Here is a 17,261-nt window from a genome sequence, read left to right on the forward strand (position 1 = left end):
ACCGCAATCTGCAACTCTCTTTTTCCGGGCAATTCATGATAGCATAGATATCTTTTACAGCTTTCCTTTATATTATTACTGACCAGCCTTCTGCCCCATAGCATAGGCATTGACTTGTGTCTGACCGGTTTGAAATTTCTTTTGGCTCCTGTAAAGGCAACTGGTGCAATAAGCCAAAACAGAATACCCATACCTGTAACCACTAAGTAATCCACACAGTGTATAAAATTGCTCAACTGTTCTTTTGGTTGGTGCTATGTGCACTTACGGCTTTTGCCCAAAAAGCCAGCACCCTGCAAAAGGCTTTTGAAGTACCGGAGAAGGACCTTATTCCCGAAGGCATTGCCTGTGATGAGATATCATAAAAATAAAGACCTGATTGTAATGTTTTGCAACGTTAAGGCTGCCATGTTTAAGCATGTACACAGCCCCTGCCAGCGCTGTTGGTACAGCACGCAGTAAAAACTGCCCTTCCTTCAGGTTGAAATCTGCCCGCAACACCCAAAGTTTAGGTGGAGCCTGTCCAGCATGCCGCGATTAGCAACTGCATTTTATTAGTAACACAAAAAAAGGAGACCACTAAGGCCTCCTTTATCTGGTAAACAGGGTAAATGGTCTATTCTACCCTATTCTGGAGTAGTTCGTTCACTTTCTGCTGTACATCCGGGCTTTGCTGGTAAGCAACAATAATCTGCTGATAGGTATCAACACCTAAATCCTGCTCGATTACCTGCTTCATCTCAGTTTCAGTTTCCTGCTGAACCCCCATTATTTTCTGGGCTGCATTGTTGAAAGAAGCCATTTCATCTGCGGTTGCATCTATTTCGCCAGCATCCTGTCTTTGTTGCTGCGCCTGCAGTATTTCGTTGAAACGATTAATATCCAGGTTTTCATCTTCAATTGCTTTGAGCATTTCTGCCTCACTCTGCTGCTGAATTTCTACCACCTGCACATACACATCTGCAAACTTTTCTAATTCAGCATCGCTAAAGTCTTCACGAACAGGCTGCTGCTGCTGTGGTTGTGTCTGCGGCACTTGTGCCAGGGCAGCACCGGCCATCAATAAGAGTAAGCATAAAACTGATATAAACTTCCTCCCTGCAAAACTTCCCATTACTTGATAATTCATAAAAAAAAAATTTGAATAAAAAATAGGCAATCCACCTAGCAAAAGGTGTTAGTTGCTTTTACTCAAGTATTTAAAAAAGGTTTGGTTATGGTAAAGCCGGCTTATGCCACATAAAGGAGCAGCAAAAGAAGAAGTTGTTCACAGATATCTGTCTATACCAATGCCACTGGTGCATACTGCGGCTGTTCCTGATAGCGCTCAACCAGCCAGCTGGGGCCGCAAAATGTAAATGAACGGGGATAATCTGCAACACTATTCAAGAGAAACGTATATATAATTATATTAAAGCAATATTGTTGAAAATAAAGGAACAACCATGAAAACAACTAATAAAGCCACTTCACTTAAGCTGATAGGAAGTTTCCTGACAGCCTCTTTTATTATGTTTGGCGCAGCATCCTGTGGCTCAGATTCGGCACAGACAGAAGAAACAGCCCTTGAAGAGGATTATGCCGCTACAGAAACGGTAACTAATCGCGACACTGACTATTTTTCTGAATTTGACGGAGATGCAGATGACAGATGGGACAGAGATGAATTTAATAACAGCCTGGCAAATTCTGGTTACCATGAAGAATGGGATGCAGATGGCGACAGCTATTTTAACAGTAATGAGCTGAACACCGGATACTTCAATGAGTTTGATGAAGACCGCGATGGCTTTTTGAGTGAAGATGAATACAATGAGCTAAATGGTGACTGGGAAAGAGAGTATGGCAATAACTTTCAGGCCTGGGACATGAACAAGGATAACGTACTGGACACCAATGAGTTCACCACAGGAACAGATCAGGAAGGCATTTTTAACAACTGGGATACCGATGGTGACGCCCGCTTTAGCAGAGACGAAGTAAACAATGGCATGTTTGATCGCTGGGATGCAGACAGCGATGGCTACCTAAGCAATAATGAGTACAATGCCATTGGCATGAACAGAGAGACTGTTGACGAATAGAAAACTCGCCTTAAGAAGGAGAAAGCATTTTGAGCGAAAGCTTGGGATGCTTTTTTTATTTGTCCCTAAACTAAACTCCTTATAGAACTGCCCGGGGCATAGGCTCTGCAGCGGGAACTATTTAATTTCAGCATACCACTAAAAATATAACATAAAACTGTAACACATTCTGTTACAGCCGTATACTTAGTGAAACATAAATGTTGAATAAAACATAACACAACTATGAAATCGATAAATAATAATATAAAGAAGAACAACTTACAGACTCCTAAAAATTTATTAGGTAGCGTAATGGCTGCTTCTCTGCTGGTATTTGGCGCAGCATCCTGTGCAGAAAGACCTATGGCTGATACCTCAGGCACCACTCCTACTACAGGCACCACTACTGGCACAGTTGGTACAACTGGTACTACAGGCACAGTTGGAACAACAGGTACTGTTGAAACTACGGGTACCACTGGAACTACAGGTACGACCGGAACTACGGGTACCACTGGGACTACAGGTACGGCCGGAACCACCGGAACTACGGGTACAGTTGGCACAACCGGCACAGCCAATGATGGATACAATACTACCACCACAGACCGCATATCTAATACAGATATGGGATACGAGAGCTGGGATGCCAACGCCGACAGCAGAATTGACCGTAATGAGTTTGATACCCGCATGAGGGATGATGCAACCTACCAGAACTGGCAAAACAGCCAGGGACAGTTAACCCAAAACGAATTTAACCAGGGTATCTATGATCGCTGGGATACTGACCGTGATGGTTATATAAGCAGCGATGAGTACAACACTGGCAATGCCTACTGGGAAACCCAGTACGGTAACAACTTTTCTACCTGGGATCAGAACCGCGACAACAGGTTAGACACAAACGAATTTAACAGCGGCATTAGCGAAACAGGTGTTTACAATGAATGGGACCGCGACAGGGATGGTACGATCAATGATACCGAATTCAATGAAGGTACCTTTAATACCTGGGATACGAACCGCGATGGTTACCTCGATAACAACGAGTATGACAATGCCGGTTACGACAACTGGTCAGGTAACGGAATAAACAATAACACCGGTACTGGAATAAATAATGAGTACTAGAAAGTAATCTGATTATCATTGATACTCAGACAGGACAATACAGAGGCCCCGGCACTTTACGAGCCGGGGCCTCTGTTTTATTTAAATGTAAATAATGGATACAGGCACTGTACGAAACCAGTCTACTTGGCTATGCTTTCCAGCACTCGTGCAACCAGGCCATCAAGTGCTTTATTTTCTATCCAGCGGGCTACAATGATCAGGTCATGCTCACTATCTACATACACCATGTTGGTACCCGCACCAAGATGGGCAAAGGCAGTTTCAGGAGCACTTGGAAAAAGCTTTTTATCTGTATTCAGAAAGTAATTCATAAAGCCATAGCCGGTGTTTGCAGCAGTAGGTGTAAGTGCCTGCCTGATCCAGTCTTCTGACAGGATCTGCTTATCCTTCCACCTACCGCTGCGCAGGGTAAGGTAGCCAAAACGTGCCTGATCCAACGCACTGATGAACATGCCACCGCCCCAGTGTGCTCCGCCACTTACCACCTGCACAGGCTGGCCATCCAGAATGATCCAGGAATTTTCATAGCCCAGCCAGCGCCAGCTGCGGGAGGCGCCAATAGGATCCATCACCTGCTCTTTTAACACCAGTGGCAGGGGCCTGCGCCAGAGATTGGTAGCAGCAAGCGCCAGCACATTTACCCGCACATCGTTGTACTTGTAAACACTACCGGGCTCATGCCGCTCCCGGCTACGCCAGGTGCTGGCTTCACCTTCCGGCCGGTCGGCCCAGTCGGGCTTGCCCCAGAGGGTTCCTTCCCAGTCGCTCGTCTGGCGCAGCAGGTGATTCCAGCTAATTTTTCTGTTATGTGCTGTGGCAAAAAGCTCCAGCACCTCTGATTGCTCCAGCTGATCGGCTTTGTTACCGTTATAAACCGGAGTGTAGGGAATAATGGGTGCCATGTAGGGATGCACAGCATCATTAAGCTGCCGGATAAGCCCCTGGTCCCAGGCCAGCCCAACAACTGTAGACAAAAAGCTTTTACTCACACTGTAGGTCATGTTTACCTCTTCGGGATTACCCCACTGCGCTACAATGTACCCGCCTTTGATAACAAGCCCTGCCGGCTCTCCCCTTTCTTTAAATGGGCCAATGGCATCGCCAAAGGGCTCCTTACCAAAGCTCTGGTAATGCGCATCCTTGAGATTTCGGGGAGCCTTTGCTTCATTTTCTTTGGCAAACTGTATAGCAGACTGCAGCCTGGCCTCATCCATACCCATGGCTGCGGGGGTTCTTACCTCCCAATTGCCCGGCTCGGGGTAGTAAATCTTATCCCTCTTTCGCTGCGCGTAGCTCTCACTCTGAAAAAGCAGGCTAACAAGCAGGAACAGCCCTAGCAGGGTCTTGTATTCTCTTAAATCCATCCTTGGTACAATTAATCAGCCAACAAGATAAAAAGTTTAGACACGTATGTTTCATCACCTTGTTTACATTTACCAAGCTTAAGTATTATTAATTCTATAGTATGGTAGTATGGCGGGTATCAAACTAACCCTTGCTGCATTTGTGCCTTCACTTTATTCAGGTTTGAAAAAACATAAATACTGCTTTTCAAGATGTTTGGTGAGAAGAATGAAGCTAAACTCATGCTTTAGAGTAAGCATTGTTGCATTGGCTTCTTAGTAAAAGAAACAAACTAAAACAGCGATCATCAAGAGGTAAGGTTTAAAATTAAAACTCATGCTTATTTTCTGTTTTAAGCTATTTAAGACGTCCAAGCTATGTAACATATAATTTTTTATTACTTTATTAACATGTAACAATTTGAGATTATTCCTCCTAAAAATTATAATTTTATTACTGTACTTTACATCTACGCTTCTCCCCATCCAGTTTAGGAGGGTTAGAACTCCGCAGCAGCCAATTTATGCGAAGCACGTATCTAAAAATTACTTTCAGTACTGTCTGTTATTTTACTGTTATTTGGTGCTGGGCACAAAAACCAACTGTTCTGTCTTTCTCACCTTCTTCTGCATCTTATGGTGAGACCGTTACTATTCAGGGCAGTAATTTTGCTCCACAGGCAAATCTTCAGGTAAGGTTTGGTGCTGTAAATGCCCCTGTGATTTTTGCTACAGAATCTAGTATACAGGTAAGTGTTCCTGCCGCAGCTACATACGCACCGATCTCTGTCACAAACTTGAATGTTGGTCTTACCGCCTACTCAAGTAATAAGTTTATTGTTTCCTATCAGGGGCAAAGCTTTGATCCGGCCCGTCTGATTGCCCAGCCGCCCATGGCAGGTAAATCAGGTTTAAAACAATTAGTAGTTGCTGATCTGGATAACGATGGGAAAAGCGATATTGCCTACAGTGCAACTGCCTCGCCAGGCATTACAGTTTATCGCAGCACCAGTGCAGAGGGCTCCTACACTTTCAGTCCATCTAATATTAATCTTGCAGCCGCATCAAGAGGACTAGCTGCAGCAGATTTGAATGGTGATGGCCGCCCTGAGCTTATTTATACCGGTGTTGAGGGTGGAGGCAACCTGCTGTTTATACTAAAAAATAATAGCACCCCCGGATCCTTTTCCTTTAGCGCTCCCGCTTTCGTTACTACTCCGACTAATGGTGCAACACGACTGGAGGTTTTAGACTTAAATGGAGATGGCAAGCCAGAAATTGTAGTGTCTGACGAGACTACAGCCAAATTATATGTATTTATCAATCAAAGTGTCAGCACCAATGTATCGTTTGGGGCCACCCCGGTACAACTAAGCATGCCCGGTGCAAACCTTTATGGACTTCAGATACAGGATCTCAACCAGGATAGCAAACCAGACCTGATTGCAGCAAATTATTTGATTGGTAAGGTCTTTTATCTGATAAATGAAAGTACTCCAGGAAATGTTTTGTTTACGGAGCCAATGGCAATAGTGAATGGAATAACAGGGGTTCTGGAAATGAAAGTCGGCGATTTCAATAAAGATAACAGGCCAGACATAGCACTAACAGATAATTTTTCAAATCAGCTTGTCGTAAGTCTTAACAAAAGTAACGGAACTGATATACAGTTTTCTGCCCCCCACAAGGTTAACCTGCAAAATACAGGAGCCTGGGATCTTGCACTTGGAGATATAGACGGAGACGGGCTGCTTGATATTACTGTTAGCCACCAAAACACCTCAAAATGTACCATTCTGCGAAACCTGGGTTTTAATGAAACACCCTCTTTTCAGGAAATAAGCATTGGCACAAGCGGTAACAGCACCGCCATAAAGATTGGAGATTTAAATGGTGATTCCCGGCCAGATATTATTTACAACAACATAGAGAATAATAATATTTACATTCTGGGCAACACCAACTGCCCCTTAGCCACCATCAGGCAGAAATGCACAGAGGCAGGCATACGACTTTCAACTTCTAAGTTTCCTTTTGCCACTTATGCCTGGTACAGAAACGGTACTTTAATAAACAACAGCAACAGCGAATCTCTGGCCATTACACAAACTGGTGATTATACCGTTGCGCTCAATACATCGGGCTGCGTTGATTTATCATCTACTTTTGCAGTTAACGCCACCACCGGTTTTCCAGGCACACCCGCACTTGCCTCAATAAATTCTATTTGTGCCGGCGATGATATGGTGTTACTGGTAAACAACCCGGTAAGTGGTGCCACTTATACCTGGTATCATTCCAATGGCTACAGCACCACCACTACTACCAACACCCTAACCATTCCAGCTGCCGACCTAAGTTTTAATGGTAATGTTTGGGTAAACATCAGCATTGGCGACTGCGAAACAACGGTTTATTCTCCCGGGCCTGCCAGTGTGGTTTCTCCTACAGTTCCTACTATAAGCTTTTCAGGAGCCGGCACTGTTTGTACCGGAGATGGGGTTACCCTAAGCATCCCCAACAGCTACGCTTCTTATCAGTGGAAAAAAGATGGCAAAGTGCTGCCAGGTAAAACCAACAATACAATCACTGTTTCAGAAGCAGGTTCTTACACTGCAGTAGCAGGCATAACCGGCAGTTGCACCAGCGAAAGCCTGCCCTTTATCTTTCAGCCTGCAGCTCTACCGGAACCATCATTTACCTCGGCTGCCGTTGCATGTTTAGGGCAGGCAGTAGCTTTTTCCAATACATCAACCTATGCAGCAGATCAGGATGTTCGATTTTTGTGGGATTTTGGTGATGGTACTACCTCTACTGAAATAAACCCGCAGCATACCTACAATGGCACCCCCGGTACTGTATATACAGTAAACCTGCAGATTGGCTATGGCAGTGCATTTAGCTGCCCTAAAAGCTTTAACCGTAGCATTAAATTAGTTGAAGCAGAGCCTGTAAGCCTGGAGGCTTCCTTAACAGAATTCTGCGAGGGAGAAGAAGTAAGTGTAAGGGTGCTGGGAGATGTGCTGGCTGTGCAGTGGTCTGACGGGCAGCAGGGAAATAACATTAGGGTGCGCGAAGGTGGTAATCTCCAGGCAAATATAGTCACTGTATCAGGCTGTACAGTAAGCAGCTCAATTAATCTGCAACGTTTACCGCTTCCGGAACTGCAGCTTGCCACAGACAGACCTGTATTGAACATGGGTGAATCGGCCACTCTTAGTGCAAGCGGTGGCACTAATTACCTGTGGTCGCCAGCCGAGAGCCTTGATGATCCAGCAAGCAGCTCCCCGGTTGCAAGCCCCAAAACCACTACCACTTATACTGTAACTAGCACTAGTAGTGGGGGCTGCACAGCTACTGCAGAAATCACCATTGAGGTGTCTTCAGAATTCAGGGTAAATATTCCTAAAATATTTGTACCCCAGGCAGATGGCGTTTGGTATATACCGAACATCGAAGCATATCCTGATCTAAACCTCCAGATCGTGAATAGCCTGGGGCAATCCGTTCTGGAAGCAAAGCCTTATCTCAACAACTGGGATGGCAATGTGCGCGGAATGGTCCTACCTGCCGGAGTATATTATTATATCTTTAAAGATCAGTACAAAAAAGTTGTGCGTACCGGCAGCATTACATTACTTAGATAACAAGCCTGTGTAGTTACTCTGCCTTGTTCCTCCCTTATATGTGCATCATCAGGCAAAGCGGCCTATAGTGTGCTTTACTGCTAAAGCCTGCAATAATAACGCCCATCATCTTACTTAGAACTGCCAGGTATGCCTGCGCTAAATTGTGAGCAGAAGATTGCAGCAGGTGCCACGCGGCCGCAGCCTGCATTGAACCATTTTGGCAGAAGATAAAATCATCTCACAACAGATCTAGTAAGCATACTATAAATAGAAAAGCAGCTCCGGAATATCTTCCAGAGCTGCTTTTTCTGTATAGCCATCCTCGCCTATCTTCTTAGAAGTAAGAGTGGCAGGGCTGCGGGCTTAATTGAATGCGGTAATTTAAGATTAACTCGTGTGAGCCGCGGGTATAGCGGTGCAGACTGGAGGTAACCATGTCGTAGGAGTACCCAAAGCTGAAATTCTCATTCAGGTGAAGCTCGAACAGAAAGATTACTGCATCTCCTGTGCGCCAGGAGGTGCCCACATTGATCAGGTTATGCAAAAAGAAGTTAACGTTAAGGTCGGCACCAAGGGGTGCCCCTTCCTGCATACGCACAAGTACAGAAGGCTTCACCTTTACGTCAGGATGCACATCAAATACCTTCCCCATGTTAAAGAAGTAATACCTTGCTTCTCTTCCGTCGGTGGTAAGGCTCTCCTGAATGGCATCCTGCAATTTATTATTGATCATATAAGGCACTGATAAACCCGCATAAAAGCTGGGAGTACTATAATATACACCGGTTCCGAAATTGGGATTGAAGTTGCGGATGTGCTGGAGCAAAGGGTCGTCCAGATGCTTGCTATTCAACTTACCAAAATCTGAAATCAGGTTATTGAAACCTGCCTGCAAGCCCAGGGCCAGCTGCCTGCCACGCTTAAATTTAATCTGGTAGGCATAGCTGGCATAGAGGCCCATATCGGCGTGTACACCAATCTGCTCCCGGTACAGCATTAGCCCAAGGCCAATATTTTTTTTATCAATACTGCTGTGGGCACTAAGGGTTTGTGTTTTGGGCGCTCCTTCCATATTTACCCATTGATTGCGGATAAGCATGGTAGCATTAAACTGCTTCTGGCTACCTGCGTAAGCAGGATTTATTGCCAGCCCGTTAAACATATATTGCGAAAACACCGGCCTTTGCTGGGCATAAACCGACATGCTTAACAGTAAACAAGCGAATATATATACTGATCTTATTTTCATGTGTTAGCGAATAAGCTCCAGGTATCCTGATGATGGTTTATGTCCGGGTACATTCTTATTAACAATGTAGAAGTAAGTACCAACCGGCAGCTCATTTCCGGTTACATAGATACCCCTGTTACCAAGGCCTGTGAATGTATTTTCAAAGTTGTTATAGCCATTCATTTCAAAAACCAGGGTACCGGCACGATTAAATATCTTCACATTATTGGTAGGAAAATCTTCTATACAATCAATAATAAAGTAATCATTGCGTCCGTCACCATTCGGGGTTACTGAGTTGAAAATATTAATATCCGTCTGTATGCTAAAGTCTTGGGAGCTTGAGCAATCATCCATGTTGTAGGCTACAACAGTATAGTTTCCTGGCTGCAACTCAACGATACTGCCACCATCCTGTACCAGCCCACCTCTTTCATTGTACCACTCCACCCGGGCTACTGTTGGGCCAGAGAGTAGTACTGATCCTGGTCTGCTGCCATCGCAAAGGCCGGGGGTAATATCCAGCACAAATTCAGGGTAGGTAAACTGCGTGGTAACCTCAATAGCCACTGGCTCAGATTCACAACCTGTTTCGATGTTCCTGGCCTGCACCTGGTACCTGCCCGAAGCCAGCCCGCCAAGTACAGGGCCTGTTACCGATGCATATTCGGTGCCTGAGCTACCTGGAAGCAGAGATTTCCAGATAAAGCTATAGCCAGCTGTTTCGCCACCAACCGATGCCATTAGCATACCATTTCCCACTCCACAATTGGTTTGCGGAAGCATTTGTACATCTGTAGGCAGTAGCACAAGCGGCGCTACCTCCCGTGGCACACGATGAATACTGCTTGTGCTGCAGCCTGATTGTATGTTGGTTACAACTAATCTATAATCCACATCTGCCAGCAGGTAACTGGCTACATTACCATTGCTGATCAGCTGACCGCTGGAGCTCTCAAACCAGGCAAAGCTATAACCGGCAATGCCTCCGTTTACAAATGCTGCCAGCTGACCATTAGGCCTGTTATCGTCGCAACGTGACATGACGGCCTGCACCTGCACTTCTGCAGTTGGGACTACACTCTTATCGTCGAGCATCAGCAATACAGGAGCTGGCGTACAGCCTAAGCTCGGAGAGAAAGCCTCTACAGCAAACAGCGTATATTTCACATTGGCTTCCAGGCCATCTAAGATTTGCCCTGGCTGTGTATTAGCTACAAAATCCTGATGATTCAGGCCTGCGATAGGATAGACAGTATGCTCACCACGGAACCAGTGGAAACGATATGGTCTGCTGGCATCGGGGTTTTCAATACGGGCCAGGGCCTGGCCGTTTGGTAAAAATCCACGGGCAGGATCTGGGCACACAGTTACATCGCTTTTTGATACTGATACTACCGGAAAGTAAGGATCTGCTGTTACATTATATGTTTCAGTAGCTGTACAGCCCGTTGCAGGGTTGAACACTGAAACAGTATAAGTGCCTGCATCAAGCCCAGACAGGCTGGCAAGGTTGCCGATTGATGTTCCTGTTGCTGTACGGCCCGTATACCAGGCAAAGGTATAGCCCGATGTAGCACCATCTGCAGTTACTGAAAGTACTCCATTATTAGCAACACAGCTGGTTTTCATGCTGTGGTTTTGTAGTACTATGAATGGATCTGTAGCTGTGTATTCAACCCTGGCACCCGTGGCTGCACTGAAGCAGCCTATGCCTCCTCCTGTAGCTGTAGAAATACGTGTTGCTACAACAAAATATTCGCCGGCTACTAAGTTATCCTGGCGGTAGGTATTGCCGGGCATTATATTCCCCAGGGCTGGATCTCCCTGGTACCAGGTAAAGGTGTAGTTACTGAAGTCGGTACCATCTGGATCGACTTGTGTTACCCATACAGCACCTACGGGATTACATTCATCCTGTGGTGAGCTGGCCAGCTGCAGTTGTGGCGCTACAGGAGCATCCATTAACACCACTTCCTCTACAGACTTACAGCCGGTATCGTTGTTGGTAATATAAATCCTGTAAGTACCGGCTCCCAAACCGGAAAGTTCTTCGGTTTGTGCATCAATAGTATTTACAGTTCCGCCGGCTGCCACTTCTGCACCGCTTGCATCCAGCTTAAACCAACTGAAGCTATAGCCAGCAGCAGGTACAGTAGCAGGTGCAGGCATACTTACCTTCGCTGTTACTTTACCGTCAGGAGTAGCCTGATTGCAGCTGGTATTGGCTACAGCGGTTGTTGTTATTTCGGGTATGCTGGTATCATCAATAATGGTAGCAGTGGCTGGGTTAGAATCACAACCCAGGCCCTGGCCTATATTATTAATAAGTGTGGCAACCACATAGTAGGTACCAGGTGCAAGGTCGCTGATTACAGCAGCGGTTTGTCCGCTGATTGGGGTTCCGCTGGCATAGCCTGCTTCGGTATACCAGGCAAAGGTGTAGTCGGTAATAGCGCCAAGTGTTACTGCCGTTACCTCCAGCTTGCCGTTTTGCGGTATGCATTGGCTATTGGAAGTTGTAGAAACTGTTATATCCGCAAGTGTTGGTGTAAATAGCAGTTCTATCTGCTCCTGGGTGGTTGCGGAACAACCAGTGGCATCTGCAATTACCTCCAGCGTATATTTATCAGCAGGTAGGTTTGGAATAGTTACACTTACACCCTGGGCATTCAGGCGTGCCTGTTCTCCATTATCTGATACCCTTCTCAATATATAAGTATAAGTAGATGCAATGGGGGTAATCTCTTTGGGTGTAACCGTTACCTGTAGCTCGCCATTGGCAGCTCCTGAACAATGCTGATTAGCCTTCACTATAATAGATTTAAATTCAGGTGCCTGAGCCTCCTGTTCAATCTCAAAGGTCTTAGCAGAAAAACACTTGGTACCGGTAATATTCTCAATTACCAGCACGCTATAAGTACCTGCTGCAAGATTGGTGAATTCAGCAGGACCAGTAATACTTGTAGGAACCAGTTTTGGCGTTGAAGATGTAATATCAGACACCTCAGGGCTCCTCTGCATATTTTCAAACAGGTAGAACTCGTAGTTTGTGTAGTCATAACCACTTGCCGGATTGATGATAATTTCAACTTTGCCATTAGCATTAGCAGCAATACAACTGGTAACATTTGCTGTTTGGGTATCAATAATCATAGGGGCATTTACAGCATTTAGTGTCACCACCATATATTCTCTACAACCACTGACATTTTCGGCCACTAGTGTATAATTACCAGGATCTGATGAATGTAGCTGCGGACCGCTTGCTACCGGTGAGCCAGGAAATGCTATTTCTGGACTGCTATAAAAATCTGCTGGTAAGTTAGTGGGCTCTCCTTTGTACCAGGTAAAGGTATAACCACTGGTTACATGGGTACCATTCTGATCTACCCAAACATCAATTATACCATCGGTACCACTGCAGCCCGAAGCCGGCGTTACATGTTTATCCAGTACAAATGCCGGTGCCGGACTTTGCAGGCGTTCAGTTTTTGGCAGTGCTGTACAGTGGGTAAGGTTATTCGTTACCGATACCGTGTACTCGCCCGCAGGCAGCGGATCTGTTCCATTGATGGTACTTAAAACAGATGCTCCTGTGCCGCTTAAAATTGGCGTACCTGTTACCGCATTACCCTTATACCAGCTAAAGGTATAGTTAGCCGGGCTTGCACCACCATCAACACTGGCAGTTAGCTTACCTCTGTTCTGACAATCTGTAATTGGTGTAACCACTAAGCTTGCAACAGGTTGACTAAGCTGTTGCTGTACGTTAGCCGTATGTGTGGCAGTACAACCTGTGGTAGTATTAGTTATTACCACTGTATAGCTGCTGTTTCCCGGCAGCTTAACGGCTTCCAGTCCATTTTGCTGGCTGCCAGGCAGCTCATTTGCAGGAACTGCCTGAGTGCCCGTATACCATTTTGCTGTGTATTCAGTACCCAGCGCGGTACCATTGGCAAGAGTAGGCACAATACGACCGTTAGGTTGGGCAGCATCGCAGGAGGTTTGTTGGGTAACCTGTGAGGCCAGTGAAAAAGTAGGAAGATTCTCTCCTAGCGTAATAACCTTTTTGGCAGAACTACAAGCGGTTTGGGTATTTGTTGCTACCACTGTGTAGGTACCGCCATCCAGATTAGCCAGGGTAGCTGACGCGTTATTCTGCAACAGCGCAGATGCACTAGTGGTATTGCCACTGTACCAGGCAAAGGTATAGCCTGTAAAGTTGGTGATGCTGGCACTGCCAACGGTAAGGCTTTTTATTTCGATAGAGCCGTTGTATTGACCACCTGTTGCCAGATCTTTATCGCAGATACTATTATCAACAGTCTGCACATTGGCAATAGCCGGAGTAGCAGGTGTATTAGGCACCGTATAATAGCGGGTGGTGGCACAGCCATTATCCGTATTGCTTACCCGCAGGGTGTAATCACCGCCACTTACATTTACCAGAGAACCTGAAGCATTGATTTTTGCTGCTGGTACTGCAGGAGCAGTAGTACTGTTGCCAGCAAACCATTCGTATTTATAATTACCTGCAGGGCTTACTGTTATTTGCACCCCACCGTTGGCCAGGGCGGCCGAGCAGGCAGTATTGGCTGTGGTAACAGCATTTACAGTTGGATAACTGATTTGGTTATCTATGCTGAACCTTAATTCAGGAGAAGAACATTTTGAATTCGGTTCTATTGCAACAACTGTATAATTTCCGGCAGCCAGTCCGGTTACAGTAGTTTTATTTAAATGGGCAGCTATCTCGGTTGCGCTGTTAGCAGTTAAACCGGTATACCACTTAACCTGCAAAGAAGATGAACCTCCGGCAGCCACAGTTACGGAGCTGGTGCTGTTGTTACTACAAAGTATATGCTCAAGGGAGGTGAGCGAAAGTGTTATGGCAGGAGTTTTATTTTCCACCCCACCTGCATTTTCAAAACCGGTACAAGCCGTGGCTTTACTTACTGCCTTTACAATATATGCCGTACCAGCCACCAAGTCGGTAGCCTGGGGCCCAACAGCAACAGCTGTACCTGGGTCTGATGTTTTATACCAGGAAATATTATAATTGGCGGCATCATCGGCAATGCCATTCAAAAAGACTTTTGCCTCCAGCACCCCATTAGATTTATCGCAACGGGTAACATCACTTACTTTTGAAACCTGAACAGTTACCTCTGCAGTAGTAGTGCCAACTATCCCCTGCTCGGCAGCAGAACTACAGCCAGCATCCACATGCGTGGCAAAAACGGTGTAAGTACCAGACTGAAGGTTAGCCGCCAGGGGCCCTGTGGCAATTGGTGTTCCGGTGGTGCTGGTTCCGGCATACCAGGTAAATGAATACCCGGTAGTTATTTCGCTGCCATCTTTCTTTACATATGCCCTAAGCTGGCCAGAACCCTGTGATGAGCTTGCACCACAACTGATGTTATCCTGCACCTTTACAATTTCTACCGTCATGGGCAGTGGGGTTACCAGCCCGTTTAAGATGTTATTTCCGGCATCACATTCTGGTATGCCTCCATTGGGTAGTTTGATAGGAGGCAGTGTGGTACCAGCATCATTGAAAGCAACATACAGATGAAACTCAGATCCAGGACCGGTGATGGGTGCATCGGTTACCGTTAGCGTATCGCCCGGCGCCATGTCGGTTACCGAGGTGGTGGTGGTGCCCAGCTTTACAGCTCCTGCCTGCAGCGGATTACCATTGTAAAAACTAAAAGGAACATCGCCAGATACTGTTATGTCACCATCGTTGCGTACCTGAAAAGAAACCGTAAAGGTTTTATCAGGACATGTTGGTGCTTTTATCTTAAAGGTAGCCGGCAGCACCACAAAGTCTGCAGCTCCGTAGCTAGGGCAGCCATTGGCTTTCAGGTACGGCGACTGATTTAGAAACGTATTAAGCGGCCTGCCAGCGCCAACAGCACAATCTGCCGATGAAAACACCAGGTGGTGTTTCTGCACCACTTGGGGTATGGTAAGGTTGTCGTTTATGTTTACGTTAAAATAAGAATGCTGATTCCACACCTTACGGGCAGGCACCCAGCTTTCGCCCTTCGATTTATAAATCCTTACTTCTCCTTCGTTTATTTTTGGGTCTACGTTTACATCTACACCATCATCAGTATTACAAACCACACAAATTTCGGTTGCACCATCGCCGTTCACGTCTGCAACAACAGGATAGTCTGATGAAGTACGAGAGTTACAGCGAATGGGTGTACCGTAGTTGTTGCCATTAGTACCGTTTATTATATACAGAAACTTTTCATCCCGATACACTGTCTCGTAGGCTCCATCGCCATTAAAGTCAAATACGGTACAGCCAGTAAAACCCGAGGTAACTTCATTAATGGCTTTTTGCCATTTCAGGCTAAAATCTTCGTTCAGCGCAAATAGCTTTATGCCGGAAACAAAGGTGACGTTCAGTTTGCCATCACCGTCAATATCAGCAATGTTCAGGCGACCGGCTCCTCGCAGGTTATTACCCGGGTCAGCAAAAGTTCTAACTACATTATTTTTAACATCCCAGAAAAACACTGTTGTAGGCCCGTATTTATTACCGGTAGCACCTGTTGCCAGTACATCCAGGTATCCATCCAGGTTATAATCTGCAACACTGCTGGAGCTGTAATTTTCATTCCAGCCAGACTCTTTGATAAAATAGCCTGGCATTTTCTGCACAGCGGTTAGGTTGCCGGCATCCTGTGCACCTCCACCTAAGCTCACTGCATAAATTACTCCTCCGGAAACCAGCTCCAGCCCCTTGCAGTCTGCACAATCTGAATCAGGTAAAATATCTACAGCCACAGGTCCAAAGCTCACTTCGTGCTCCCAGTTTCCTATTCCGTTTACCAGGCGTGTACTGCTGATGGCATCCCTTATTTCGTTCTTATAATATAACTCTACCTTACCATCTTCATTAAAGTCGGCAAGACCCAAAACAACAGGTCTTCCTTTCTCATGACCGCCAGAAGCGTTGGTGTTTGTATTCCACAACCTGTAAAACTGCTTGGTTGAAGGGTTATATTTATATGCCTCCAGTGCTCTGTTTCTACCGGAAATAAAAAACTCACCATACCCGTCCCGATCTACATCGCCCATGGCAACCCCTTCTTCAGGTTCGTACGACAGGCTGATCTTCTGTTTTAAGGAACCATCTTTACCGTTAATAATAGAGACAGTTTTTTCCGGACGGTTAGTTACAATTACATCAGGATACCCATCTGCATCCATATCTCCAATGGAAGGCCTTGCCCATGTTGCTGCAGTTTTTGTTGCAGACTTCCAGGCCAGTTCAATTGAGAAGGTAGGAAACTGGGTGGGTTGTGCTTCGCAGGCAGCACCTGCACCAATAAAGAAATCCTTACAGTTAACAGAACCCGCGCACTCAGAATCATAGCAGTCTATAAATCCATCTCCATCATCGTCGATTCCATTTGCACAAGCTTCCTGAGCTGCTAGATCACCAGCACTCATCATCAAGGTAAATAAGAGTAGTAGCGAGAGGTAAAAATACTTCATAGGGTATGTGCCTAATTGAAGTCACAAGGTACAGCCTCCTGCAGATCTAAGCCCTCGCCTAAATAACAAAACCCTACGCCACCAAGATTACATCTATAAAACGAAAGTTTTCAAAAAACTTTAAAAACACGTTCCAACTTTATAGATCGCTTATCCGTCAAGATTCATCAAATGCTTTTAAAATTTGATCTGATCCCACTGATTTACAGCCTTTGTCCTCTAAGTCCAGAAAAAGCATACATACAAAAATCAATGTTCAAACACATACATAGAAGAATTCAGAACTGGACTTTTTTTCCAGTTATCAACTTGTATGTCTTCAAAAATTGAAACA

General features: G+C 45.6%; 8 protein-coding genes. 4 read left to right on the forward strand and 4 right to left on the reverse strand.

Features of this window, described 5'->3' with window-relative positions; all coding sequences use genetic code 11:
• Positions 1–218: 218 nt before the first annotated feature.
• A complete protein-coding gene (locus KWJ01_RS06070) occupies positions 219–365 on the forward strand; it encodes a hypothetical protein (protein WP_224995536.1) in 147 nt (48 codons plus the stop codon).
• A 251-nt stretch (positions 366–616) separates the two neighbouring features.
• On the opposite strand, the gene KWJ01_RS06075 is transcribed toward KWJ01_RS06070, so the two are convergent.
• Positions 617–1,129, reverse strand: coding sequence for a DUF4168 domain-containing protein (locus KWJ01_RS06075; protein WP_224995537.1), 513 nt, complete (start codon positions 1,127–1,129; stop codon positions 617–619).
• Positions 1,130–1,445: 316 nt separating this feature from the next.
• Between KWJ01_RS06075 and KWJ01_RS06080 the strand changes: the two genes are divergently transcribed.
• Positions 1,446–2,084, forward strand: coding sequence for a hypothetical protein (locus tag KWJ01_RS06080; protein ID WP_224995538.1), 639 nt, complete (start codon positions 1,446–1,448; stop codon positions 2,082–2,084).
• A 225-nt stretch (positions 2,085–2,309) separates the two neighbouring features.
• Positions 2,310–3,200 (forward strand): hypothetical protein, encoded by an 891-nt coding sequence (locus tag KWJ01_RS06085; RefSeq protein WP_224995539.1) that lies wholly within the window; start codon positions 2,310–2,312, stop codon positions 3,198–3,200.
• Positions 3,201–3,322: 122 nt separating this feature from the next.
• Here the strand turns inward: KWJ01_RS06085 and KWJ01_RS06090 are convergent, their stop codons facing one another.
• Positions 3,323–4,567, reverse strand: a complete 1,245-nt coding sequence (locus tag KWJ01_RS06090; RefSeq protein ID WP_224995540.1) for a serine hydrolase — start codon at positions 4,565–4,567, stop codon at positions 3,323–3,325.
• A gap of 503 nt (positions 4,568–5,070) precedes the next feature.
• Between KWJ01_RS06090 and KWJ01_RS06095 the strand changes: the two genes are divergently transcribed.
• Entirely contained in the window at positions 5,071–8,193 is a 3,123-nt protein-coding gene (locus KWJ01_RS06095) for an FG-GAP-like repeat-containing protein (RefSeq protein ID WP_224995541.1), read from the forward strand.
• A 316-nt stretch (positions 8,194–8,509) separates the two neighbouring features.
• Here KWJ01_RS06095 and KWJ01_RS06100 read toward each other — a convergent pair whose 3' ends face one another.
• Both KWJ01_RS06100 and KWJ01_RS06105 read right to left on the reverse strand, forming a co-directional pair.
• Complete coding sequence (locus KWJ01_RS06100) at positions 8,510–9,424, reverse strand: type IX secretion system membrane protein PorP/SprF (protein ID WP_224995542.1); 915 nt, start codon at positions 9,422–9,424, stop codon at positions 8,510–8,512.
• Between the two features lie 3 nt (positions 9,425–9,427).
• On the reverse strand, positions 9,428–16,927 hold the full coding sequence (locus KWJ01_RS06105) for a gliding motility-associated C-terminal domain-containing protein (protein ID WP_224995543.1): 7,500 nt from the start codon (positions 16,925–16,927) through the stop codon (positions 9,428–9,430).
• Positions 16,928–17,261: the final 334 nt, after the last annotated feature.

It is taken from the genome of Cesiribacter sp. SM1 (assembly GCF_020178975.1).
Classification (GTDB): Bacteria; Bacteroidota; Bacteroidia; order Cytophagales; family Cyclobacteriaceae; genus Cesiribacter.

What these genes read in the sequence shown, in the direction of transcription:
- KWJ01_RS06095 (WP_224995541.1), top strand. Translation starts at nt 5,071, where the DNA reads ATGCGAAGCACGTATCTAAAAATTACTTTCAGTACTGTCTGTTATTTT.
- KWJ01_RS06090 (WP_224995540.1), bottom strand. Translation starts at nt 4,567, where the DNA reads ATGGATTTAAGAGAATACAAGACCCTGCTAGGGCTGTTCCTGCTTGTT.
- KWJ01_RS06105 (WP_224995543.1), bottom strand. Translation starts at nt 16,927, where the DNA reads ATGAAGTATTTTTACCTCTCGCTACTACTCTTATTTACCTTGATGATG.
- KWJ01_RS06075 (WP_224995537.1), bottom strand. Translation starts at nt 1,129, where the DNA reads ATGAATTATCAAGTAATGGGAAGTTTTGCAGGGAGGAAGTTTATATCA.
- KWJ01_RS06080 (WP_224995538.1), top strand. Translation starts at nt 1,446, where the DNA reads ATGAAAACAACTAATAAAGCCACTTCACTTAAGCTGATAGGAAGTTTC.
- KWJ01_RS06100 (WP_224995542.1), bottom strand. Translation starts at nt 9,424, where the DNA reads ATGAAAATAAGATCAGTATATATATTCGCTTGTTTACTGTTAAGCATG.
- KWJ01_RS06085 (WP_224995539.1), top strand. Translation starts at nt 2,310, where the DNA reads ATGAAATCGATAAATAATAATATAAAGAAGAACAACTTACAGACTCCT.